16 protein-coding genes and 1 pseudogene are annotated in these 22,941 nt (G+C 53.2%); 11 read left to right on the top strand and 6 right to left on the bottom strand.

Annotated features, from left to right (window positions below; genetic code table 11):
• Positions 1-32: 32 nt before the first annotated feature.
• From C233_RS0105670 to C233_RS0105655, 4 genes are all read left to right on the top strand, one after another.
• The gene (locus C233_RS0105670; RefSeq protein WP_025068659.1) at positions 33-1,490 is read left to right on the top strand and encodes a bifunctional cobalt-precorrin-7 (C(5))-methyltransferase/cobalt-precorrin-6B (C(15))-methyltransferase; all 1,458 of its coding nucleotides are present in this window, start codon (positions 33-35) and stop codon (positions 1,488-1,490) included.
• 266 nt (positions 1,491-1,756) lie between these two features.
• A complete protein-coding gene (cobM, locus tag C233_RS0105665; RefSeq protein WP_026314749.1) occupies positions 1,757-3,610 on the top strand; it encodes a precorrin-4 C(11)-methyltransferase in 1,854 nt (617 codons plus the stop codon).
• 23 nt (positions 3,611-3,633) lie between these two features.
• Positions 3,634-5,523 (top strand): cobalt-precorrin-5B (C(1))-methyltransferase CbiD, encoded by a 1,890-nt coding sequence (gene cbiD, locus C233_RS0105660; protein WP_018666616.1) that lies wholly within the window; start codon positions 3,634-3,636, stop codon positions 5,521-5,523.
• Entirely contained in the window at positions 5,520-6,197 is a 678-nt protein-coding gene (locus C233_RS0105655) for an outer membrane beta-barrel protein (protein WP_018666615.1), read from the top strand. The genes cbiD and C233_RS0105655 overlap by 4 nt, the downstream gene beginning before the upstream one ends.
• A gap of 332 nt (positions 6,198-6,529) precedes the next feature.
• Here the strand turns inward: C233_RS0105655 and C233_RS0105650 are convergent, their stop codons facing one another.
• The 6 genes from C233_RS0105650 to C233_RS0105625 all read right to left on the bottom strand — a co-directional run bounded on the left by C233_RS0105650 (position 6,530) and on the right by C233_RS0105625 (position 13,437).
• Positions 6,530-7,549 (bottom strand): ABC transporter ATP-binding protein, encoded by a 1,020-nt coding sequence (locus C233_RS0105650; RefSeq protein ID WP_018666614.1) that lies wholly within the window; start codon positions 7,547-7,549, stop codon positions 6,530-6,532.
• 180 nt (positions 7,550-7,729) lie between these two features.
• Entirely contained in the window at positions 7,730-8,794 is a 1,065-nt protein-coding gene (locus C233_RS0105645) for an iron ABC transporter permease (protein ID WP_025068658.1), read from the bottom strand.
• Positions 8,794-9,963, bottom strand: a complete 1,170-nt coding sequence (locus C233_RS0105640) for an ABC transporter substrate-binding protein (RefSeq protein WP_018666610.1) — start codon at positions 9,961-9,963, stop codon at positions 8,794-8,796. The genes C233_RS0105645 and C233_RS0105640 overlap by 1 nt, the downstream gene beginning before the upstream one ends.
• Before the next feature lie 155 nt (positions 9,964-10,118).
• A complete protein-coding gene (locus C233_RS0105635) occupies positions 10,119-11,474 on the bottom strand; it encodes an FAD-dependent oxidoreductase (RefSeq protein WP_018666608.1) in 1,356 nt (451 codons plus the stop codon).
• 4 nt (positions 11,475-11,478) lie between these two features.
• The gene (locus C233_RS0105630) at positions 11,479-12,069 is read right to left on the bottom strand and encodes a DUF417 family protein (RefSeq protein WP_018666606.1); all 591 of its coding nucleotides are present in this window, start codon (positions 12,067-12,069) and stop codon (positions 11,479-11,481) included.
• 510 nt (positions 12,070-12,579) lie between these two features.
• Positions 12,580-13,437, bottom strand: coding sequence for a helix-turn-helix domain-containing protein (locus tag C233_RS0105625; RefSeq protein WP_018666604.1), 858 nt, complete (start codon positions 13,435-13,437; stop codon positions 12,580-12,582).
• 169 nt (positions 13,438-13,606) lie between these two features.
• On the opposite strand from C233_RS0105625, the pseudogene C233_RS23485 reads away from it, so the two are divergent.
• The 7 genes and pseudogenes from C233_RS23485 to C233_RS0105595 all read left to right on the top strand — a co-directional run.
• Positions 13,607-13,990, top strand: a pseudogene (locus tag C233_RS23485) (GNAT family N-acetyltransferase); the annotation flags it as partial.
• A gap of 354 nt (positions 13,991-14,344) precedes the next feature.
• Entirely contained in the window at positions 14,345-15,067 is a 723-nt protein-coding gene (locus C233_RS0105620; protein ID WP_373278730.1) for a precorrin-2 C(20)-methyltransferase, read from the top strand.
• Positions 15,068-15,156: 89 nt separating this feature from the next.
• Positions 15,157-15,552, top strand: a complete 396-nt coding sequence (locus C233_RS0105615; RefSeq protein ID WP_018666600.1) for a DUF1573 domain-containing protein — start codon at positions 15,157-15,159, stop codon at positions 15,550-15,552.
• A gap of 244 nt (positions 15,553-15,796) precedes the next feature.
• The gene (locus tag C233_RS0105610; protein ID WP_026314747.1) at positions 15,797-17,782 is read left to right on the top strand and encodes an OPT family oligopeptide transporter; all 1,986 of its coding nucleotides are present in this window, start codon (positions 15,797-15,799) and stop codon (positions 17,780-17,782) included.
• A gap of 196 nt (positions 17,783-17,978) precedes the next feature.
• The gene (locus C233_RS0105605) at positions 17,979-18,848 is read left to right on the top strand and encodes an alpha/beta hydrolase (protein ID WP_018666596.1); all 870 of its coding nucleotides are present in this window, start codon (positions 17,979-17,981) and stop codon (positions 18,846-18,848) included.
• Positions 18,849-18,875: 27 nt separating this feature from the next.
• Positions 18,876-22,091, top strand: a complete 3,216-nt coding sequence (lacZ, locus tag C233_RS0105600) for a beta-galactosidase, LacZ type (protein WP_018666594.1) — start codon at positions 18,876-18,878, stop codon at positions 22,089-22,091.
• A gap of 11 nt (positions 22,092-22,102) precedes the next feature.
• Positions 22,103-22,924, top strand: coding sequence for an N-acetylmuramoyl-L-alanine amidase-like domain-containing protein (locus C233_RS0105595; RefSeq protein WP_018666592.1), 822 nt, complete (start codon positions 22,103-22,105; stop codon positions 22,922-22,924).
• Positions 22,925-22,941 lie beyond the last annotated feature (17 nt).

Here is a 22,941-nt window from a genome sequence, read left to right as displayed (position 1 = left end):
GGAGACTAATGAATAATGACTGGAAATCGGCGATGCAACGGAAATTTATCATTATAGGAATGGATGATAACCGGACGCCTTTCTTCCCGCCGGAAGTACTGGAGCATATACGGCAAGGAAAGGTGTTTTCGGGAGGGGTACGGCACAAGGAGATTGTAGGCGGCTTGCTACCGGACGATGCGATATGGATTTCCATTACCGTGCCGCTGGATAATGTGTTTGCACAGTATGAAAAAGCGCTTATGCGGAATGAAAAAGTTCTTGTGCAGGATGAAAGCGTATTTACGCGGGATGAAAAAGTACTTGTACAGAATGAAAGCGTATCTACACGGGATGAAAAAGTACTTATACAAAATGAATGCGTATCTACACAGCATAAAAAAGCATCTACCACTTCCGGAACAGTACGGAATGGTACGGAAGATAATAATCCTGCCGGACAGATTATAGTTTTCGCTTCGGGCGACCCGTTGTTCTTCGGCTTTGCCAATACGGTAAGGCGGAAGCTGCCGGATGCGGCAATCACGCTTTACCCGTCTTTCAACTCGCTCCAGGTATTGGCGCACCGCCTCGTAATGCCTTACGACGATATGCGTACCGTTTCGCTGACGGGACGCCCCTGGCATGAGTTCGACCGCGCCCTAATAGAGCGTGCACCTAAAATCGGCATCCTCACCGACCGGGAACATACTCCTGCCGCAATCGCCACCCGGATGCTGGAATACGGCTACCGCCATTACACGATGTATGTAGGAGAGCATCTCGGCAATCCCGGAAAAGAACGCATTCTCCGCATGACATTGGAAGAAGCGGCATTGGGCACGTTCGAGCATCCCAACAACCTGTTACTCTGCGCCTGCTATCCCGGAGAGGCGAACGGGCAAGCCTGCCACGAATGTGTGTACAGCCCGTTGCCAGCCCGTCCTTTCGGCATACCCGACAAGCTGTTCGCCCACCTGGACGGACGCGCCCGGATGATAACCAAAGCCCCTATCCGCCTGCTTACATTGCAGGCGTTGGAGCTGAACCGCCGGCGTGTGTTTTGGGATGTGGGTTTCTGTACCGGCTCGGTTTCCATAGAAGCCCGGCTGCAATTTCCCCACCTTACGGTCGTTTCTTTCGAGATACGTGCCGAAGGTGAAGAACTGATGAATATCAACAGCCGCCGTTTCGGTGCGCCGGGCATCACGGCAATCATCGGCGATTTCCTGCAAGCGGAAACGGGAACGCTCCCCCGCCCCGATGCCGTCTTTATAGGCGGGCATGGCGGACATCTGCCGGAGATGCTGATGAAAATAAAGGAGGTACTGCTGCCCGGCGGTTGCGTCGTATTCAACTCCGTATCGGCAGAAAGCAGGCAGGCATTTGCAGAAGGAGCGGAAGCCGCAGGCATGGAGCTGCAACCTTCCGTGCGTATCGCCTTGAACGATTATAATCCTATTGAGATAATGAAGGCTGTATCTCCTGAGATGAAGGTTGTATCTTCCTAAAAGAAGGCTGTATCTTCTGAAATGAATACACATTATAGAAACTGATATATCCGTTACAGAAACAAATATATCCATTATAAAAAACAATATACCCACTTATGAAAACTGATATATCCGGTATGAAAACCGATACACTAAATACGAAAGCTGACATGCCTGACATGAAGTCCGATACACTAAATACAAAAACCGATATGCCCGACACGAAGCCCGATACACCAAATACAAAAACCGATATGCCTGACATGAAGTCCGATACACCCGACATAAAAACCGCCATTATCCTTGTTTCGGAAGCCGGGCTGAATTCTGCACGGCTATTGCTTAAAGAGTTGCCGGGCGCAACGATTTTTACCCCGCGCCATGAGGAAGGATGTACCCATATAGAATCTGCCGGCAGTTTCACCGCCGACAACTTCAACCGTTACGGCGCCTTTATCTTTATCGGTGCCATGGGTATCTGTGTCCGTTCTATCGCCCCTTGCGTGAAGAACAAGTACACCGACCCCGCCGTAGTCTGCGTGGACAGTACCGGCAAATATGCCATTTCCGTCCTTTCCGGACACATCGGCGGAGCCAACGAACTGGCTGTCGTGGTGGCAGGCATATTAGGCGCCGAACCGGTAGTAACTACCCAAAGCGACCTTACCGGGTTGTGGGCGTTAGACCGACTGCCCGGGCGTTTCGGCTGGTTTCCGGTTATCAGGGCAACCTCTCCCGCCCCGTCGCCGGCAGAGCCTGCCTCTACTTCCGAAGAAAAGATGAGGGTGTGCATGAACGAGGCTATCGGGATTTTCGTTGCCGGAAAACCTACCGCTCTGTTGCTCGAGGTGCGCGACGAGGGAACCGACTGGCTGGAAGCTCATCTTCCCGCCCACGTGGAGGTGTTCTACCGCCTGGAGGACATCGACCCTTCCCGCTTCGAACTGGTGCTGTGCGTTTCTCCGAAAATACCGCCGTTGGAAGGAAAGCCGCTTATCTGTTATGTGCCGCGCGTACTGCATGCAGGCATCGGGCTTGCACACCAGGCTGAGCCGGTAAACACAGTGATGAAAGCTCTCCAAGACGAGCTGAAAGCCTGCAACATCCCTTTGCAGGCAATCGCCTCTTTCTCTACAATCGACGCCAAACGCGAGGAGCCGGTGGTGAAGTCGCTCGAGGGGAAATGGGAGCTTCGCTTCTACACCGCCGGGGAATTGGCGGAGGTAGAGGTTCCTACTCCCAGCCCTACCGTAATGAAGCATATGGGAACGCCCAGCGTATGCGAAGCTGCCGCCATACTGTCTGCCGGCAACGCGCAACTGGTAATGCCGAAAAGGAAAGGCGGCAACTACACGATAGCCGTTGCCATGGATATACGCGCCGTACGCCGGGGGCATATCGAGATTGTGGGTGCGGGTCCGGGCAGTCCCGACCTTATCTCCGTGCGCGGCAGGCAGATGTTGGAGAAGGCAGACCTTATTCTTTATGCGGGCAGCCTTGTACCCCGTGAGCTGACGTTGTGCGCCAAGCCGGGCGCTACGGTACGCAGCTCCGCTTCCATGGACTTGGAGGAGCAGTTTGCGCTGATGAAGGAGTTCTACGACAAAGGCAAGTTTATCGTACGCCTGCACACGGGCGACCCGTGTATCTACGGGGCGATACAGGAGCAGATGAATTACTTCGACCGGCATAACATGAGTTATCATATCACCCCTGGCATATCTTCTTTCCAGGCAGCGGCGGCAGCCCTGAAATCGCAGTTCACTATCCCAGAGAAGGTGCAGAGTATCATTCTTACCCGCGGCGAGGGGCGTACTCCCATGCCCGAGCGGGAGAAGCTGCACCTGCTAGCACGCTCGCAAAGCACCATGTGTATCTTCTTAAGCGCAGGCATCGCGGAGCAGGTGCAGGCGGAGCTTTTGCAGGAGTACCCGGAAACGACTCCCGTAGCCGTGTGTTATCATCTGACCTGGCAAGACGAACGTATCTTTACCGGTGAGCTGAAAGACCTCGCCCGGATAGTGAAGGAAAACAGCCTGACGCTGACAACGATGATTGTCGTAGGCGAGGCTATCGGCAACCGGGAAGGGCTGTCGCGGCTGTATGCGCACGAGTTTAAACATTTATTCAGACAATAAACCGCATTTACCACTCCATTACCATGATACTCGTATTAGGCGGCACAACCGAAGGACGCATAGCAGTCCGGACGCTCGAGGAAGCGGGAAAGCCTTTTTATTACTCCACCAGGGGCAGTGAGCAGGATATTACCTTGCACAACGGCATCCGCCTGCAAGGGGGCATGGACGGCAGCGGGCTGGAGAGTTTCTGCCGCAGCCACCATATCTCGCTGTTGGTGGATGCCGCACATCCCTTTGCGGGGGAGCTGCACCGGAATGTCGGTGAAGCGGCTGGCAGGCTCCGGATACCGGTTATACGCTACGAGCGCATCTACCCGAAAAGGGAGGCGGAAGGTATCGTGTGGTGCAGGGATTACGGGGATGCTATCTGCCGGATAAGGGAGGAGGGTATCCGTGTGCTGCTGGCACTGACCGGCGTACAGACTATCGGCAAGCTGGAAACGCTCTGGCGGGAAGGCTGCCGCTGTTATTTCCGCATCCTCGACCGCGAAAGTTCGCGCGAGCTGGCACGCCGCCAGGGTTTCTCCGAGGAATATCTATGTTACTACCGTACGGGGGAGGACGAGCGCCTGCCGATGCGCCGGCTTCGTCCCGATGCAATCTTGCTTAAGGAAAGCGGTGTGTCCGGTGGTTTTCCCGAAAAGGTGGAGGCTGCCCGTGAGCTGGGTATCCGTATTTTTGCGATAGAGCGTCCGCCGCTTCCGGAAGATTTCGTAACGGTGAACGGTGAACATGGGTTGCGGAGAATGGTGGAGAAGTTCGTACCGGATTTCTATCCTTTGCGCAGCGGGCTCACCACCGGGACTTGTGCCACCGCAGCCGCCGTAGCTGCCACGTGGGATTTGTTCGGCTTCGGCGGACAGCCGCGTCCCGGGGAGTTTCCGGTAGTGTTGCCCAACGGGGAGCAGATAAGCGTGCCGGTGGAGAACCGGGAGGGGTTTCCGCATAGTTGCCTCGTAAACGGCAGCCGGATGCGGAAGGCGGAAGCCTGCGTTATAAAGGATGCGGGAGACGACCCCGACATCACCGACGGAATGCGGATAAAGGCGAGTGTAGCCGTGCCGTACGAAGCGGATGAACCGGGTGGCGGGGAAGCGGCGGATTACAATATCGTCGTCACCGGAGGGGAAGGCATAGGTATCGTCACCTTGTCCGGACTGGGGCTGGAACCGGGTATGCCGGCTATCAACCCTACTCCGCGCAAGATGATAGCGGACAATGTAAGGCTGTGCCTCGAACGGCTCGGCATACCCAGGCGTTCCGCCCCGTTCCTGGTTACTATCTCCGTGCCCAGCGGAGAGGAGATAGCCGGACGTACTTTCAATCCCCGCCTGGGTATAAGGGGGGGGATATCTATCATCGGTACGTCGGGTATCGTGAAGCCGTTCTCTACCGAGGCTTTCATCGGCTCTATCCGCAAGTCTATGGAGGTGGCGCGCGCCACAGGCAGCCCGCGGGTAGTTATCAGCTCCGGGGCAAAGAGCGAGCGTTACATCAAGGCGTATTATCCCGATTTGCCGGCACAGGCTTTCGTGCATTACGGCAATTTCATCGGGGAGACTTTGAAGATTGCCGATGAGCTGGGAGTGCCTCGCGTTACATTAGGCGTAATGATAGGCAAGGCGGTGAAGCTGGCGGAGGGTAATCTCGACACTCACAGCAAGAAGGTTACGATGAACAGGGATTTTATCCTGGATATAGCCCGGCAAGCGGCATGCGGAGAGGAGGTAGCGGCGGCTATACGGCAGATGAACCTGGCACGCGAATTGTGGAGTATCATTCCTGCTGAAAAGACGGAGGGGTTCGCCAAGTTACTGATTGGATATTGCCGGCGATGTTGCGCTTCCTTGTTACCTCACGGGGAGCTTACCATATTGTTAATCAGTGAGGACGGGAAGATATACGTATGAAAAAGATAATAGTGATGATTTGCCTGGCTCTTGCCGTATCTGCCGGGTATGCCCAATCGCCCTTCTCTTTCCATGCCAAGGCAGGGATAGGGACTTCCCGCCTTTACGGGAAGCATTCGGGCAGCGAAACGCAGATAGCTTACAAGGCGGGGATAGGTGTGGAATATATGCTGAACAGTACTTGGGCATTGCAATCTGCCCTGGAATTCGTATCCATAGGCGGCTGCAAAGACATGAAGTATGTGAGGTATGCCAAGATGCATGAATTGTATTTGCAGATTCCCGTTACGGCTGCCGTACGTCTGCCTCTGGGGGAGAATTACCATGTTTCGCTGGACATGGGTGCGTACATTGCCTGCGGTGCGGGCGGAAAGACTTCCGGCAGCATTCCGTATTATTACAACAACAGTTCTACCAAAGCTTATCGCCATTTCAGGATAGATACCTTCGGCTGCGTATTGGCAGACAATGCGGGAAACAGGCGGTTGGATGCCGGTATCACAACGGGAATCGAATTCGAATACCGCAGGTTTATTATCGGTGCGGAAGCACAAGTGGGCTTGGTAAAGGTTAATCAACAACTGTACAAGGTTATGAAAAAGGAGTTCAACGGTTATCTGCCCCGGAATTTCGCTTCTTTCTTTACCGTAGGGTATAGGTTCCGATTCCGGTAAGGACTGGACGGCAAGGGGGGACGGCTTTTCAGGGTTTGTTGTGTTGTGCTGTGTTCTGTTATATTCTGCTCTATTACGTTGTATTCTGTGGTATTAGGTTTATTCTGATACGTTCTACCCTATTACGTTGCATTCTGTAACATTAGGTTTTATTCTGTTACGCTCACCCTATTATGTTGCACTCTGTGACATTAGGTTTATTCTGTTACATCCTGCCCTATACATTGCATTCTGCGACATTAGTTTTACTCTGTTACGTTCTACTCTATTATGTTGCACTCTGTCACATTAGGTCACATTCTGCCCTGCTTCGGCAAACATATTACGGCTTATCAAGACGGCAAAGAAGCTTGAACTACTGCCAATAAGTCCTCGATGCTGGCAACAACGACCGGTTCTTTACCGGGCTGATGCAGAACAAAAACGCCGTCTCCCTTCAAATCGCCCGTCTCGATATAGGTTTCCGACTCGATATTGCGATTAGCGAGTATGCCGTTGCGCTGCAAAGCCTTGCGCACCATGGCATATCTCTGCCCGTGTCCCGTCAGACGTATCTGCGAGGTATATTCATTGTCTACACGGAACAGTCCGGTTTCCAGGTCGAATACGATGCCTTTGCGGGCGAAGAAGCTGCTAAGGCTACCGTTCAGGGAGAGGTCTTCGGGAGTGCCGATAGTGACGCCGTTCGCCTTGTCCATAAGCCAGATTTTGTCGGCTATCTGCAAGGCAAGTTCGAGGTCGTGCGTGGAGAGGAAAATAGTCTTGTCCGTCTGCCGGCTGAGGTGGTGCAGCAATTGCATCATCTCTACCTTACTGGGGAAGTCGAGGAAGGCGGTAGGCTCGTCCAAGTAAATCACCGGGGTTTCCTGGGCAAGTGCCTTAGCTATCATTACCTTCTGGCGCTCGCCGTCGCTCAGCGTATGCACCATTCGGTGTGTCAGGTGGGGGATGCCGACCAAAGCAATGGAGTGCTCTACCACACGCTTGTCTTCTTTGGTGAGCGTACCCCAGAAGCCGGTATAAGGGCTACGTCCTAATCCTATCAATTCCATAACGGACATATTGCGGATATCGCATTTCTCCGTCAGCACCACGCTGATAACGCGCGAGAGTTGCTTGTCGGTATAGGATTCAATCTCTTTTCCCTGGATACGTATCTCTCCGCCCAACTTGGGCTGAAAGGCGGACAATGTACGGAGCAGCGTGGATTTCCCTACTCCGTTGGCTCCTAACAGGCAGGTCAGCTCGCCGCTGTTGATGCCGGCGCAGATACCGTCTGCTACTACTTTTACATCGCTCTTACCGGGATAGCCGATAGAGAGGTTTTCGATATGTATAGTCTCGTTATTCAATTCGGGTTATCGGGTTTATAGGTTATCGAATTATGGGTTATCTAATTACAGGTTATCGGGGTTATGGGTTATCAGGGTTATGGGTTATCTAATTATGGTGCTATCTAATTATGGGTTATCGCATTACAGATTATCTAATTTACAAGGCTATATGGTTCGTCGCATTTACTGTTTAGCAGGCTATTCGTTCAGTTCTCCTTTTCTCTTTCTGAAAAGTACGGATGCCACGACCGGCGCACCGACCAGCGCCGTTACCGAATTGACGGGCAATGCTCCCTCGAATCCCGGCATACGGGCTATCAGGTTGCACACCAGCGCCAGTGCAGCGCCTACCAGCAAGGTGGCGGGCATCAGGATGCGGTGGTCGGACGTATGGAAGATAGCACGGCATAGGTGGGGCACTGCCAGCCCGATAAACATAATAGGCCCGCAGTAAGCGGTTACAATAGCCACCAACACTCCGGAGCAGGATATGACGAGCAGGCGCGCCCGTTTGATATTCAGTCCTAAATTGCGCGCATAGCCGTCGCCCAACAGCAGCAGGTTCATGGTCTTTATCAGCAGGAACGACAACGGCAGCAGCACTGCCATGATACAGACGAACAGTATCATCTGGTCGCCGGATACGCGTGCAAAGCTGCCCAGCCCCCAGATAACGTAAGCACGTATATCTTCTTCCACACTGAAATATTTCAGCACGCCGATAACGGCGCTCGCCACATAGCCTATCATCACGCCGATAATGAGCAGTGTTACGTTTCCTTTCACTTTCTGGGAGACGTAGACAATCAGCGCCATAACCGACAAGGCGCCGATAATGGCGGCAACGGACAAAGCCACCTCTCCCATATATCCCAGGCGGCTCAATGCCACCCCGCCCATTGCGCCGGACAGCAGCACCACGCAGGCAACTCCCAGGCTCGCCCCCGAGCTGATGCCCAGCACCGAAGGCCCTGCCAGCGGATTACGGAACACCGTCTGCATCTGCAAGCCGCTAACCGAAAGCCCCGCTCCCGCCACCAATGCCGTCAACGCCTGCGGCACACGGCTTTTCCAGATGATATTGCTCCATATCACCTCCTGGTTGCTCATCATATCGGGTGGGGAAGCGGCTCCCGTACCCCACAGAATTTCCCATATCTTACCGAAGGGGATATGGACGGAGCCCAGCAGCAGGTTCAGGAGAAAGAGCAGGAAAATGGATGCCGATATCAATATCATCAGCAGCAGTACGGGTCTTTTCATCATTTCAGGCGTTCGTAATAGGTAGGTTCATAATCGGGCAACAGGCCGGGATGAAAAGCATGAATCAAATCTGCCAGCACTATTTCGGGCTGCATGGGCATACTTTCGTAGAAGGGTTTCTCGCGCATATTGCAATAGATTACCCCTTTCTGGCGGAAGGCGCGGAAATCGGCATAACGGGGGTCTAAGGACTTCAAGGCATCGTAGGAGAATGTTCCGTCGTAGCTGTTGACTATGCGCCAGTAATCGGCGCTCTCCGCCTGGCTGTACACCGTTTCGAAGTCCAGCGTTACACCGCCCGAACGCGGGTCGTCTTTCAGGAAATAGTCCGCACCGGCATCGCGGAACAGTTCGGCAAGAAAACTCTTTCCGCCTACCGCATACCAGTTGCCGCCGCGTATCTCGCCGCTGAACACCACGGGACGTTTCTCTACATCCGCCACCAGTTTCTTCAGCTCGTTGTAGCGCTTCTCTATTTCGGCAAACTTTGCATTCGCCTCCGCTTCCTGCCCGATGAACATGCCGATGAACTTAATCCATTCCGCCTGTCCCAGCGGGCTCATCTCCTTATATCCCAGATGCGGAACCAGCGGGATGCCTATCTCGCGCATGGCGTCGTATCCGCCCCGTTTGAAAGGAGAGATAAAGATAACATCGGGATTTATGCTCATTATCACCTCATTATCGAAATTTCCTTCAATCCCTATCTTGGATGTTTCGCCCGATTTCAGCCGCCCGTTCATCTCTTTATTGAAGAGGTGGCGGGTGCTGGTGATGCCCACCACATGGTCGCAGGCATCCAGCCGGATAAAATTGGACAGTTGCAGGGAGGTCATGCAGATAACCCGCTTCACCGGTGTTTCGATTACCGTATAGTCCTCGGGAATACCGGCAGGTTTCGTTCCTTTGGGCACTAAGGCGTACCGGAATGTATTCCCCTCTTTCTTCTGAGGGTCGTGTATGTCTACCAGGCGTACGTTACCCGGGAGATAGTTCACTGTATAGCCTTTGGCATAGGCGGGGATAACAACAGAGGCGGTATCCGTAGCGGAGACAGCAGCAACAGTGTCCGAAGCGGAATTGCCGGATGATTGCCGGGGCTTCGTCCCGCAAGAGGTCACAGACAATGCACACACGAATGCAATACCTATGAGTGGTAATCTGGTCATGATTATTCGGGTTTATATTTCAAGGCACAATATTCGGCAATTTTGGGGAAATACGCAAGCTATGCAGGACAAATTTCACCACAGAGGGCGCAGAGTTCCACAGAGTTTTTTATCTTTTACTCTGTGGAACTCTGCGCCCTCTGTGGTGAAACAACCTAAAAGTTCATCAAATCATTCAGCGCCTCGCCCATGCTGGGATGCGTAAAGATGAAATCGCGCAAGAAAGTATATTCCTGTCCGGTTTTCATTGCCATTGCCACTATGTTGATTACTTCACCCGACTCCGCTCCGAACAGGGTGCAGCTTATTATCTTGTCCGTGTCGGCATCTACTATCACTTTGAACAGCCCGTCCGTGTTTCCCAATGTATGGGCGCGCGGAATGGCGGTTACCGGGAGTTTGTTCACTTTGATGTTCAGACCTTTCTGACGGGCTTCCGCTTCGCTCATGCCGATACGCGACAAGGGCGGGTCTATAAATACGGAATAGCTCACCGGGTCGCGGTCAGATACCTTACGCTCGCCCGCTCCGAACAAATCTTCACGCAGAATGCGGTAATCGTCCAGGGAGATGTAAGTGAACTGCAAGCCGCCTTTCACATCGCCGATAGCGCGTATGTGGGGATTGGTGGTTTGCAAATGACCGTTCACGATGACAGCGCCGCGTTCGTCCACTTCTACCCCTGCGGCAGCCAGGTTCAACCGGGAAGTATTCGGACGGCGGCCGGTAGCCAGCAGAACGGCATCCGCCTCCACCCGCAGGACATCGCCCGTCACCGCATCCCGATAGGTAACCGCAGCGCCGTCTACGGACTGTACGCGGGCATTCAGGCGGAAAACGATGCCTTTCTTTTCCAGCACCTCCTGCACAGAGGCGGCGATGTCGCGGTCTTCACGGGCTATCAGCTCGGAATAACCCTCCAACACCGTAACCTGCGAACCGAAAGAAGCGTACATGGAGGCAAACTCCAGGCCGATGTAGCCGCCGCCCACAATGGCGAGGTGTGCGGGCAGCTCCGTCAACTCCATAATGGATGTGCTGGTGTAGACGTTCGGATTGTCCTTTATTCCCTCGATAGGCGGAATGACAGTCTCCGCCCCCGTATTGATGAATATCTGCGGAGCCTGGAGCAGCACCGTTTCTTCCGCCGTGCGTACCTCTACCGTATCGGGAGCGGCAAAAGCCCCCGTACCCGTATATACCGTGATATTGGGGTTGTCTGCCAGGTTGTGGTAGTTCTTTCCGCGCAGGAGCCCGGTCACCTCCTCTTTCCTCGCAATAGCCCGGCTGTAATATGCCTGCTTCTGCTCCCAGGTCGCATTCTTATCCGCCAGTCCTGCCGAGTGTACCAAAGTCTTAGTCGGGATACATCCGATATTGATGCACGTACCTCCGTACATCTGGTCCGAACGTTCTACCATGGCAACGGTGAAGTTCCGTTTTGCCAGTTCGACGGCAAGCGTCTTGCCGCCTTTGCCGAAGCCGATAATAATAGCATCGTACTTTTTCATAATCTTATTTCTTTAGTTGGTTCAATACTCTTTTGGCACTGTCGGCAAGCACCACGACAGCTCCGGCAAGGATAGCGGTATCTTTGATTACCAGGCGTCCCGCTCCGGTGAGCAAAGGGAAACCATGTTCCCCGCTTCCCAAGTCGGGAACCCACACCTCGGGAGTGGTAACGAGGAAAGAAAGCGTGCCGAGGGTCATAAGGATAGCCAGTGCCGCTCCCGCCAGCCCTATTTTAGGAGAAAATATACCCAGGAAAGTAAGGATGCCGATTGACATAATCAGTATGCCCAGACCGTGGGAGAAGCCGTAGGTGTTGTTCTCCACATGCCACTGGTGTTTCGCCTCGCTGAACTCGCCTTCTTTCAGTTTATATTCCTTGTACTCCGGTGCGGGCTTGTTGTAGAAGAAGCTCATAAAAGGACTGTTCGCCACAAACGGCACAATGCCCTCGGCTTCGTAATTCCAGAATTTCAGTCCGCCTATCCATACAAAGATTACGAGGATAGCCACACGGATTAAGTCGATGCCCAGCTTCTGGGAGGAAGCAGCCAGTACCAGGGCTGCGACAAACAGGTTTTGCAGTTTTGTTTTCATATACAATTGTTGTTAGGTTCACCACAGAGGACACAGAGTTTCACGGAGTTCTTCGGGAATTTTTCAGAGTTCTTCAATGATAAAAAAGGGGGACTTTGTTTTCCGTATTCGGGAAGAAGGGAAAGGGGATGTTGCTTTCTGCTTTTTGTTAAGGAGGAAAAGAAATGAGGGAATTCCGTTTCTTCTTCACGTTCCTTTCTCGCTCTCTTACTCTTCTACTCTTTTTTACTTGTTTTACCCTTTTGTTCTTTATCTCCCCTCTTTCGTTTTTGTTCTTTTATTCTTTTGTTCTTCTGTCTCCCAACTCTTTCGTTTCTTGATTCTTTCGCCCCTTTATTCTTTCATCTCTTTATTCTTTCGTCTCTTTATTCTTCTGTCTTTCAATCCGGGCACGTTCCTTACCCCGACCTCCATACCGTTTCCAAAGGAATAACCCGTATTCCCTATGTCCAGCCGCAGTGATTATGTTTTTGCAAAGTTCCCTGTTTTCAGCCAGGTGTGAAATGGCAATTATTCCGTAAGAGTTGGCAATTCTTCCCGTTGTATTCTTTTCCGGTACTCCGATACGCTCTCCCCCGCTATTTTCTTGAAGAAACGGCTGAAGGCAGCCAAGTCCTCGAAGCCCAGAATGATACCGATTTCCTTAGCGCTTTTCCGGGTGTACAGCAGCAGGCGCTTGGCTTCCGCCTCTATCCGCTCGTGAATGACGTGCAGCGGGGAAGGCAACCCGCAGGCGGAAAACAAGTTAGATAGAGTCTTGGGCGAACGGCAGAGAATGCCGGCGTAGTCCTGCACCTGCTTCTTCTCGCGGAAATTCAGGTCTACCAACACATAGAACTGCCGGATAATGTCGAAAGCCTTGTCGTCCTCCTGCCCCATGCCGAACCTTGCACGGGCTATGCGCGTACAAGTGATGATGAAACGTTTCAGTACAATCCGTAACATCTCTTCCTGGAGATTATCGTTAATGGCGGACTCCTGGCGGAAGATGCGGACGATATCGTGCAGGTTGGACGACTGCTCCTCCGAGAGCTTCAGCCGCATTGCTCGCGACGAGCCGTAGAACAGGAAACCGTTGCAGGACACCTCATTGTCGTGTCCGTAGATGCAGTAGAAATTGCTGTTGAATACAAAGGTAAGGTATTCGCCCTCCACCTCTTTTATATCCAGGCGATGCAGCGGGGTAAGCGTGATAATCTCGTCTTTAGACAGCTTCATGGGTACGTGGTCTACCTCGACGGTAAGCGTGCCGCCCTGCACCCACAGAAACTTATATAAAGTCTTGTCCCGTTGCAACGGGGTGCTTTCGTGAAAGCGGGAAGTCATCGCAATATTACCGTTCAGACGTGTATTCAGTTGGTAATCCATAAGCTTTCATTGTTTTGGTAAAAGTACCAAAGATAGGGAATATAAACCGGATAATCCTACAAAAGCGACAGATGATTTGCCGACTCGTTCCTATTTCGTACCTTTATGCCCTCAAAGCCAGACAACGGCGGAAAACCCGTACACCGGCAACGACAAACAACAACGCTATATGAACGGTTACCAAATACTAAAGCTACAAGAACATCCCGAACTCAAGACACGTGCCGCCGCCTGGTTCCACGCCAAATGGAACATCCCGGCAGAGGCGTACCTCAGCAGTATCGACGACTGCATCCGACATCAGCAGGCCATTCCGCAATGGTACGTAGCCCTGGCGGAAGACCGTATAATCGGCGGGCTCGGTGTGATAGAGAACGACTTCCATAACCGGAAAGATTTATCGCCCAACCTCTGCGCCGTGTATGTGGAGAAGGAATTCCGCTGCCGGGGCATTGCCGGAACGATGTTGAACCGCGTGTGCAACGATATGGCATTGCAAGGCATCCCCACCCTCTATCTTGTAACGGAACATACCTCTTTTTACGAACGCTACGGCTGGCAGTTCCTCTGTACCGTGCAAGAAGAAGCTCCCGCCGAAAATAAGGAAGGTAAAGAAAATACAGATGATAAGGTAAACGGGGTAAACGAAAAGGACGGGACAAATGAAAAGAATGAGAATGAAAGAAACAAGATAAATGAAAGAAATGAAACAAATGAAAGTAACGAAATAAATGAAGGCAATGGGGCAAACGAAACAAGCGAAGCAAATGAAGGCAATGGGACAAACGAAACAAATGAAGCAAATGAAAACAACGAAACAAACGAAGTAAACCAAACAAATGATAATAACAAAATAACCGGAAGCAACGAAACAAACCACGACAACCGCCAACCGGGAACGATGCGAATGTACGTACGCCACACCCGCCCCGTCTACTTCGTATCCCTCGGCCCCGGCGAAGCGGAGCTGATTACCGTAAAAGGACTGAAAGCGCTCCAGAACGCCGACTGCATCTTCTGCCCCGAAACTCCTGCCCGCAACGGCAGCCTCCTGTCACGTGCCGCCGACATCATGCACCAACTCGGCATCCCCGCCGAACGCATCCGCCGTTTCCCCCTGCCCATGAGCAAGCAACGGAGCGACGCCCTCCACGCCTACGACCAAGTATATGCCACCACCCTTTCCCTGCACCGCACGGGCAAGAAAGTGGCTATCGTCGCCGAAGGCGATGCAGGCCTCTACTCCTCCATACATTATATATATGAAAAACTGCAAGCCGGCGGCACTCCTGTAGAGCAGATTGCCGGTATCCCCGCCTTTATTGCCGCCGGAGCACGGGGCGGGCTGCACATCGCCAGCCAGGAAGAAAGGCTGACCGTAATTCCCGGCATCACCACCGCCGAAGAAATAGAACGGCTGGTACAATCACGAAACACAGTCGTCATCATGAAACTGTCGCAGTGCACCGGCGAAGTACACCGCTGCATCCGCCTGCACCCCGAATACGACTACCGCTATTTCGAGAATGTAGGTACTCCGCAAGAGAAGTACCTCAGTGACGGGCAGCAGATTGCAGCCCTCCGCTTCCCCTATTTCTCGCTGCTCATCATCCGCTACACCGGGTTCTGACACCGATTTAATACAATTTCGCACAGAGAACGAGCTATTTTTGCAGAAAAACTTTACCTTTGCACTTTGTGTAATAAAAAAATAAAGACATGAAAAGACTTGCTTTTTATATGCTGATGCTGGTTATGGGCATCGGTTATGCCTACGCACAAGGCCAGGCAGACATCAAATTCGATAAGACCACCCACAACTTCGGCACATTCTCCGAGAACAGCCCGGTGGTAAGCTGTACGTTCACCTTCACCAACGTAGGAGACGCTCCGCTGGTAATCCACCAAGCCGTGGCATCTTGCGGATGTACCGTACCCGAATACACGCAGGAGCCCGTAATGCCCGGAAAGACGGGAACTATCAAGATAACCTACAACGGTACGGGCAAATATCCCGGACACTTCAAGAAGTCCATTACGCTGCGCACCAACGCCAAGAGCGAAATGATGCGGCTGTTCGTCGAAGGGGATATGACCGCCAAAGACGCTAAATAATCGTTTTTATGATACAGAATAAAGGAGAATTTTTCAATTCTCCTTTTTTTTTGCTTTCTTTGAAGCCTAAACGGATTCGTTCCGCCAGATGAAAACATCCGTCCCCGGAACGAAGAAAATCATCTCACGGGATAAACGCCCTCCGTCTTACGGTACGGCCTGGCTCGTCCCACGGGATGAACTTATGTATCCGCCTGAATTCAACACATATCGCAATCATAACAATAACAATAAAACAACTATTATGAAACAAGAAGAAGAGAAACTGACCGGCCTGCCGGAAAACGCGTTCCGCGAACTGAAGCCGGGAGAAGTCTACAATCCCCTGATGAGCCCCGACAGGAAATACCCCGAGGTAAGCCTCTGGTCGGTGCTGTGGGGTATCGCCATGGCAATCCTGTTCTCGGCAGCAGCAGCCTACCTGGGGCTGAAAGTGGGACAAGTGTTCGAGGCAGCCATTCCTATCGCCATTATCGCCGTGGGCGTGTCGGGGGCAGCCAAACGCAAGAACGCCCTGGGCGAGAACGTCATCATACAGTCCATAGGCGCCAGCTCCGGCGTTATCGTTGCAGGCGCTATCTTCACCCTGCCCGCACTGTATATCCTGCAAGAGAGCTATCCGCAGGAAATCACCGTGACATTCGCACAAGTATTCATCAGCTCGTTGCTGGGAGGCGCACTAGGCATTCTTTTCCTCATTCCGTTCCGTAAATATTTCGTAAGCGACATGCACGGCAAATACCCCTTCCCCGAAGCCACTGCAACGACACAAGTGCTCGTGTCGGGCGAGAAAGGCGGCAGTCAGGCTAAACCGCTGCTGCTGGCAGGTATCATCGGCGGGTTGTACGACTTCATCGTGGCTACCTTCGGGTGGTGGAACGAGAACTTCACCACCCGCGTATGCGGCCTCGGCGAGATGCTGGCAGAAAAGGCGAAATTAGTGTTCAAGGTAAATACCGGCGCCGCCGTCCTGGGATTGGGATACATTGTCGGGCTGAAATACGCCTCTATCATCTGCGCCGGCTCGCTCGCCGTATGGTGGATTATCATCCCCGGCATGTCCCTTATCTGGGGAGACAGCGTGCTGAACCAGTGGAATCCGGAAATCACCGCCACCGTAGGCGCTATGTCCCCGGAAGAAATCTTCAAATACTACGCCAAGAGCATCGGCATCGGCGGCATCGCCATGGCGGGTATCATAGGCATTATCAAGTCGTGGAGTATCATCAAGAGCGCCGTAGGACTGGCTGCCAAGGAAATGGGCGGCAAGGCCGATGCCGAAGTGAAGCGCACGCAGCGCGACCTCTCCATGAAGATTATCGCTATCGGCTCTATCTTCACCCTCATACTGGTTGCACTGTTTTTCTACTTCGACGTGATGCAGGGTAACCTGCTGCACACGGTAGTGGCTATCCTGCTCGTTGCAGGCATCTCGTTCCTCTTTACCACCGTAGCTGCCAACGCCATTGCCATTGTAGGTACTAACCCGGTTTCGGGCATGACGCTGATGACGCTTATCCTTGCCTCGGTAGTAATGGTAGCGGTAGGGCTGAAAGGTCCCGGCGGCATGGTGGCAGCACTGGTTATGGGCGGTGTGGTATGTACGGCGTTGTCTATGGCAGGTGCTTTCATCACCGACTTGAAGATTGGTTACTGGCTGGGAAGCACCCCTGTGAAGCAGGAAACGTGGAAGTTCCTCGGAACGATTGTTTCGGCCGCCACCGTAGGCGGTGTGATGATTATCCTGAACAAGACGTACGGATTTACCAGCGGGCAATTAGCCGCCCCGCAAGCCAATGCCATGGCAGCGGTTATCGAGCCGCTGATGAACGGCGTAGGTGCACCGTGGCTGCTTTACGGCATCGGTGCAGTGCTGGCTATCATACTGAATGCCTGTAAGATACCGGCGCTTGCCTTTGCGCTGGGCATGTTCATCCCGTTGGAGCTGAACGTTCCGCTGGTAGTGGGCGGCGCTATAAACTGGTATGTAACCAGCCGTAGCAAGGATGCAGCCCTCAACACCGAGCGCGGCGAGAAAGGTACGCTGCTGGCATCCGGTTTCATTGCCGGCGGTGCGCTGATGGGCGTGGTAAGCGCGGCGATGCGCTTCGGCGGCGTAAATTTGGTGAACGACGCATGGCTCAACAATACATGGTCTGAGGTACTGGCGCTGGGTGCTTACGCTATCCTGATATGCTATTTCGTCAAAGCTTCGATGAAAACCAAATAAATTCCGAAGAAGAAATTTTCCGGAGAAACGACTGAAGAAGAAATGACCGGAGAAGAGATAACCGGAAAAAAACGACCGGAGAAGAAACAACCGGAAAAAAAACGGCCGGAAAAGAAATAACCGGAGAAGAAACAACCGGAAAACTTACCGGAGCAAGTCCGGAAGAAATAACCGGAAGAAATAAAACGAATACGTTATGAAGAAGATTTTAGCTTTATCCCTTTTACTCGCAACAACCATGTTGTCTGCCCAAAAGCCCGTGGAGCTACCGTTATGGCCTGACGGAGCACCCAACACCAACGGGCTGACCGGCAAACAGGAAGATTTGAAAGGCGGCCGCGTAGCCAACGTAGTTAATCCTTCCATTACCGTTTACCGCCCGGCAAAGCCGAACGGCATGGCAGTTATCATGTGTCCCGGCGGCGGATACGCCCGTCTTGCCATGAATCACGAGGGGCACGACATGGCAGCCTGGTTCACGGCACAAGGTATCACCTACGCGGTATTGAAGTACCGGATGCCGAACGGACACAACGAAGTACCCCTGTCGGATGCCGAGCAAGCTATCCGCCTGGTACGCAGCCATGCCAAAGAATGGGGTATCCACCCGAACCGCATCGGCATCATGGGAGCATCCGCAGGAGGACATCTTGCCGCCTCCCTTGCCACGCTATACAGCAGCGACGCCACCCGCCCCGACTTTCAAGTCCTGTTCTACCCCGTTATCTCCATGCAGAAAAAAATCACCCACGGCGGCTCGCGTAAGAACCTCCTCGGAGAAGCTCCCTCCGCCGAGCTGGAACAGAAGTACTCGCTCGAGCGGCAAGTGTCTCCCCGCACTCCGCAGGCATTCATCATGCTGTCGGCAGACGACGGAGCCGTACCGCCCGCCAACGGCATCGGCTACTTCCTCGCCCTGCGCGAGCAGAAAGTACCCGCTACACTGCATGTCTACCCCACCGGCAAGCACGGCTGGGGCTTCCGCGACAGCTTCACGTACAAGCGCCAATGGACCGGCGAGCTGGAGAAATGGTTGAGAGAAGGGCTCGTCTTTCCGGAAAAATGATAATACAAGCCTTTAAACTTTCCTATTATGAAAATACAAAGACTGCTGATTGTCGCCGCCCTTCTTCCCCTCGCCCTCGCGGCAGAGGAAGACCGGTACGGGCAAATCACCAACCCCAAGCTGACAAGTATCAATAAAGAACCGCCCCGCAGTACATTCACCTCTTACACGAACGAGGCGGACGCCGTTATCAACGACCGCCAGAACGGTACTTTCCGCATCTCCCTCAACGGGAAGTGGAAGTTCAACTACGTAGAGAACTTCGCCGACCGCCCCACCGACTTTATGGAGACCCGTACGGACGTCAGCCGGTGGCCGGACATCGACGTACCCGGCAACTGGGAGCTGCAAGGTTTCGGCACTCCTATCTACGTTAACCATCCGTACGAGTTCTGCTCCCCCGGCCATGCCCCCTACTGGGACAAGCCCAACCCTCCGTACGTTCCCAAAGAGTGGAACCCCACGGGCACGTACCGCCGTACCTTCACCCTGCCTGCCGACTGGGATAACAAGGAAATCTTCCTGAGCGCCGACGGAGTGCGCGGAGCGGCTTTCTACTACCTCAACGGCAAGTTTGTGGGCATGAACAAGGACTCCAAGACCCCTGCCCGATTCAATGTCACCTCCCTTGCCCGCAGAGGCGAGAACGTGATAGCCATACAGGTGCACCGCTTTTCCGACGGCAACTACCTGGAATGCCAGGACTTCTGGCGCATCAGCGGTATCGAACGCGACATCTACCTGTATGCCCAGCCGCAAATACATATTACCGACTTCAAGGCGGAAACGCCTTTGGACGAAGATTACCGCAACGGCATCCTGAAGCTGAAAGTGAAGTTTGCCAACGAAACCAACAAGGAAGTGCCTTTCGTGATAGGTTACCGCCTGCTGAACAGCAAAGACAAGCAGGTAGCCCAGTCCTCGGTACGCGTCAGCTACGGACAGAAGGAGGTCGAATTCACGCCCAAGACAATCAGGAAACCGAAGCAATGGACGGCAGAAACACCGAATCTCTACACGCTCGTTATCAGCCTGAAACACATCAACGGAGACGTTATCGAAGCCACCAGTTGCAAAGTGGGATTCCGCACCGTAGAGATAAAGGACAAGCAGCTTATGGTGAACGGCAAACCTATTCTCGTAAAAGGTGTCAACTACCACGAACACAACGAGTACACCGGGCATTACGTTCCCGAGGAGCTCATGCTGAAAGACTTCGAGCTGTGGAAACAATATAACATAAACACCGTGCGTACCTGCCACTACCCGCAGCAGGAGCGCTTCTACGAGCTGTGCGACCAGTACGGCTTCTACGTTATCGACGAAGCCAACATCGAGAGCCACGGAATGGGCTACGACCTGAATGCAGGCGGAACGCTGGGGAATAACCCGCTGTTCATGAACGCCCACATAGACCGCACCATGAACATGTACGAGCGCGACAAGAATCATCCCAGCGTCATCATCTGGTCGCTCGGCAACGAGGCGGGCAACGGGCTGAACTTCTACGTTACCTATAACACGCTGAAAACGCTGGACAGCCGCCCCGTGCAGTACGAACGCGCCCAACTGGAATGGAACACGGACATCTACTGCCCCATGTATCACCGCCCCGACCACATCGAGAAATATGCGCAGAACCCCGAAATGACCCGCCCGCTCATTCTCTGTGAATACGCCCATGCCATGGGCAACAGCCTGGGCAACTTCCAGGAATACTGGGATATCATCGAGAAGTATCCTATCCTACAGGGCGGCTGCATCTGGGACTGGGTAGACCAGGGTTTTGCAGCCAAGACCTCCGACGGACGCAAATACTGGACGTACGGCGGCGACTACGGCGAACACGGCACTCCGTCCGACGGCGATTTCTGCATCAATGGCGTGGTATATCCCGACCGCAGCGTAAAGCCGCAGACCGAGGAAATGAGAAAGGTGTACCAGAACATCAAGTTCTTCGACTTCGACCGCATAGCCTTCGTCGTCAAGATACGCAACGACTTCTCGTTCACCAACCTCGACAAGTACGACTTCTATTACATTGTCCGCCGTCATGGTGAGGAGATTTACAAAGGGCGCATCAAGGGTATCGAGGCGGAACCGGGAGAAACCGTTACCAGCCCGTTCCTGCATGGCATCCCCGTAGTCAACCATTCCACGGGAGATGTACGCATAGAGTTCTACGCCGCTATCCGCAAGCCGGAGCCGTTCCTGCCGGCAGGTACGGTCATCGCCCGCGAGCAGACTTATGTATATACTTTCCATAAGGAGGATGCCCCGAAGCAGGCATTCGCCGTTCCGGAGGAGAACGGCAGGCAGCTCACCTTCTCCGGCGCCGACTTCAAGGCAACCTTCGACAAACAAAGCGGTTTGCTGGTATCCTACCAGTACAAGAAACAAGAGTTCATCCGTGACGGGCAGGGTCTGCGTCCCTTCTTCTGGCGCGCGCCTATCGACAACGATTACGGAGCCAAGCTACCCGTACGGCTGAAAGCGTGGAAAGAGGCAAGTTACCAGGAACCGAAAGCCGAGAGCTTCAACGTAGTGTGCGACAAAGATACTACGGCAGTAAAAGTTACCTACCGTTTCCCGCAGACCGATGCCCGCTGGGACATTACGTACAAGGTGTACAGCAACGGTGTTATCAAGGTAGACAACCATTTCGTTGCAGCCGCCACCCAAGTGCCGATGATACCGCGCGTAGGGCTGCGCATGCAGCTCCCCGACCGTATTGCCTCGCTGACCTACTACGGACGGGGCCCGGAAGAGAATTACCGCGACCGCCGCACCTCGCAGTTCATCGGCGAATATACGTCGGGCATCAAGGATATGTACGAGCCTTACATCCGCCCGCAGGAGAACAACCACCGCACGGATATATACTGGTGTACGCTCACCGACAAGTCCAAGGAAGGCCTGCTGTTCGTAGCCGACCGTACTTTCGAAATGAACGTATCCAACTATCCGCTGGAAAGCCTGGATAGCGGCGACTCCCTGGAGAACGGCGCTCCGCGTACCGACAAGACCAATCACCGCCACCTTACCGACCCGCAACCGGAACGCCTGGTAGATTTCTTCATCGACTACCGCATGATGGGCGTAGGCGGCGACAATGCCTGGGGAGCCCTGGCACACGAGCCTTATCTGATACGTCCCGGCAAGGAGCATGCTATCGACTACGGTTTCACGATTGTGCCGTTCGATAAGAAAACGGACTTCAAGAGTCTGATATATAAATACTAAGCCGTTCGACAATGAAAGTCTTATCCGGCAAAGCCCGTGTTTTATCCGGTATGCCCTCTGCTTTATCCGGCATATTCTGTATTTTGGCAATAGCATCGTCCGTCTCTGCACAAGAGACGGACAATGCCATGCTGAAGTACGGATTGAGTTTCCTCAAAACTCCTTACGTGGCGCATACGCTGGAAGTGAATGATGAGGAAAAGCTCGTAATCAACTTCGACGAGGTAGACTGCACCACTTTTGTAGAGTATGTGCTTGCCCTGGCGCTCGCTCCTGTAAAAAACGGCACGATAGACAAGGCCGACTATGCACGGACGCTGCAAAACATCCGTTACCGCAACGGCAAAATCAACGGTTATACTTCCCGCCTGCATTACATTGCCGACTGGGTAAACAACGGCATCAGGCACGGTTTCATGGAGGATGTGGCTGCTATCCACAGCTCCGATACGGTGAGATTATCCCTCTGTTTCATGTCTACGCACCCCAAAGCATACCGGCAGTTGGCATCGTCTCCCCAAAATATCGGTAAAATCAAGGAGATAGAAAAGGCGCTGTCCGGACAGGTATTCCATTATGTCCCCAAGGACAGATTGCCGGATAAGGGATTTAGCTGGATAAAGAACGGCGACATCATAGCTATCACCACCAATATCCCGGGGCTGGATGTAGCCCATTTGGGGCTTGCCTATTATGAGAAGGGAGTGTTGAAACTACTCCACGCTTCTTCTACCCGGAAAATGGTGGTGATTACGCAAGTACCGTTGGCACAGATGCTGAAAAACAACAAGAGGTTTACGGGGATAAGGGTGCTGAGGATGAAAAAGGAATAGTCCTTCCTTATCATCGA

The organism is Bacteroides gallinarum DSM 18171 = JCM 13658, from assembly GCF_000374365.1.
Taxonomy (GTDB): domain Bacteria; phylum Bacteroidota; class Bacteroidia; order Bacteroidales; family Bacteroidaceae; genus Bacteroides; species Bacteroides gallinarum.
This window is presented reverse-complemented; position numbering and strand designations above follow the sequence as displayed.

What these genes read in the sequence shown, in the direction of transcription:
- C233_RS0105655 (WP_018666615.1), top strand. Translation starts at nt 5,520, where the DNA reads ATGAAAAAGATAATAGTGATGATTTGCCTGGCTCTTGCCGTATCTGCC.
- C233_RS0105595 (WP_018666592.1), top strand. Translation starts at nt 22,103, where the DNA reads ATGAAAGTCTTATCCGGCAAAGCCCGTGTTTTATCCGGTATGCCCTCT.
- C233_RS0105620 (WP_373278730.1), top strand. Translation starts at nt 14,345, where the DNA reads ATGTACGTACGCCACACCCGCCCCGTCTACTTCGTATCCCTCGGCCCC.
- C233_RS0105605 (WP_018666596.1), top strand. Translation starts at nt 17,979, where the DNA reads ATGAAGAAGATTTTAGCTTTATCCCTTTTACTCGCAACAACCATGTTG.
- C233_RS0105670 (WP_025068659.1), top strand. Translation starts at nt 33, where the DNA reads ATGCAACGGAAATTTATCATTATAGGAATGGATGATAACCGGACGCCT.
- cbiD (WP_018666616.1), top strand. Translation starts at nt 3,634, where the DNA reads ATGATACTCGTATTAGGCGGCACAACCGAAGGACGCATAGCAGTCCGG.
- C233_RS0105630 (WP_018666606.1), bottom strand. Translation starts at nt 12,069, where the DNA reads ATGAAAACAAAACTGCAAAACCTGTTTGTCGCAGCCCTGGTACTGGCT.
- C233_RS0105625 (WP_018666604.1), bottom strand. Translation starts at nt 13,437, where the DNA reads ATGGATTACCAACTGAATACACGTCTGAACGGTAATATTGCGATGACT.
- C233_RS0105610 (WP_026314747.1), top strand. Translation starts at nt 15,797, where the DNA reads ATGAAACAAGAAGAAGAGAAACTGACCGGCCTGCCGGAAAACGCGTTC.
- lacZ (WP_018666594.1), top strand. Translation starts at nt 18,876, where the DNA reads ATGAAAATACAAAGACTGCTGATTGTCGCCGCCCTTCTTCCCCTCGCC.
- C233_RS0105640 (WP_018666610.1), bottom strand. Translation starts at nt 9,963, where the DNA reads ATGACCAGATTACCACTCATAGGTATTGCATTCGTGTGTGCATTGTCT.
- C233_RS0105615 (WP_018666600.1), top strand. Translation starts at nt 15,157, where the DNA reads ATGAAAAGACTTGCTTTTTATATGCTGATGCTGGTTATGGGCATCGGT.
- C233_RS0105635 (WP_018666608.1), bottom strand. Translation starts at nt 11,474, where the DNA reads ATGAAAAAGTACGATGCTATTATTATCGGCTTCGGCAAAGGCGGCAAG.
- C233_RS0105645 (WP_025068658.1), bottom strand. Translation starts at nt 8,794, where the DNA reads ATGAAAAGACCCGTACTGCTGCTGATGATATTGATATCGGCATCCATT.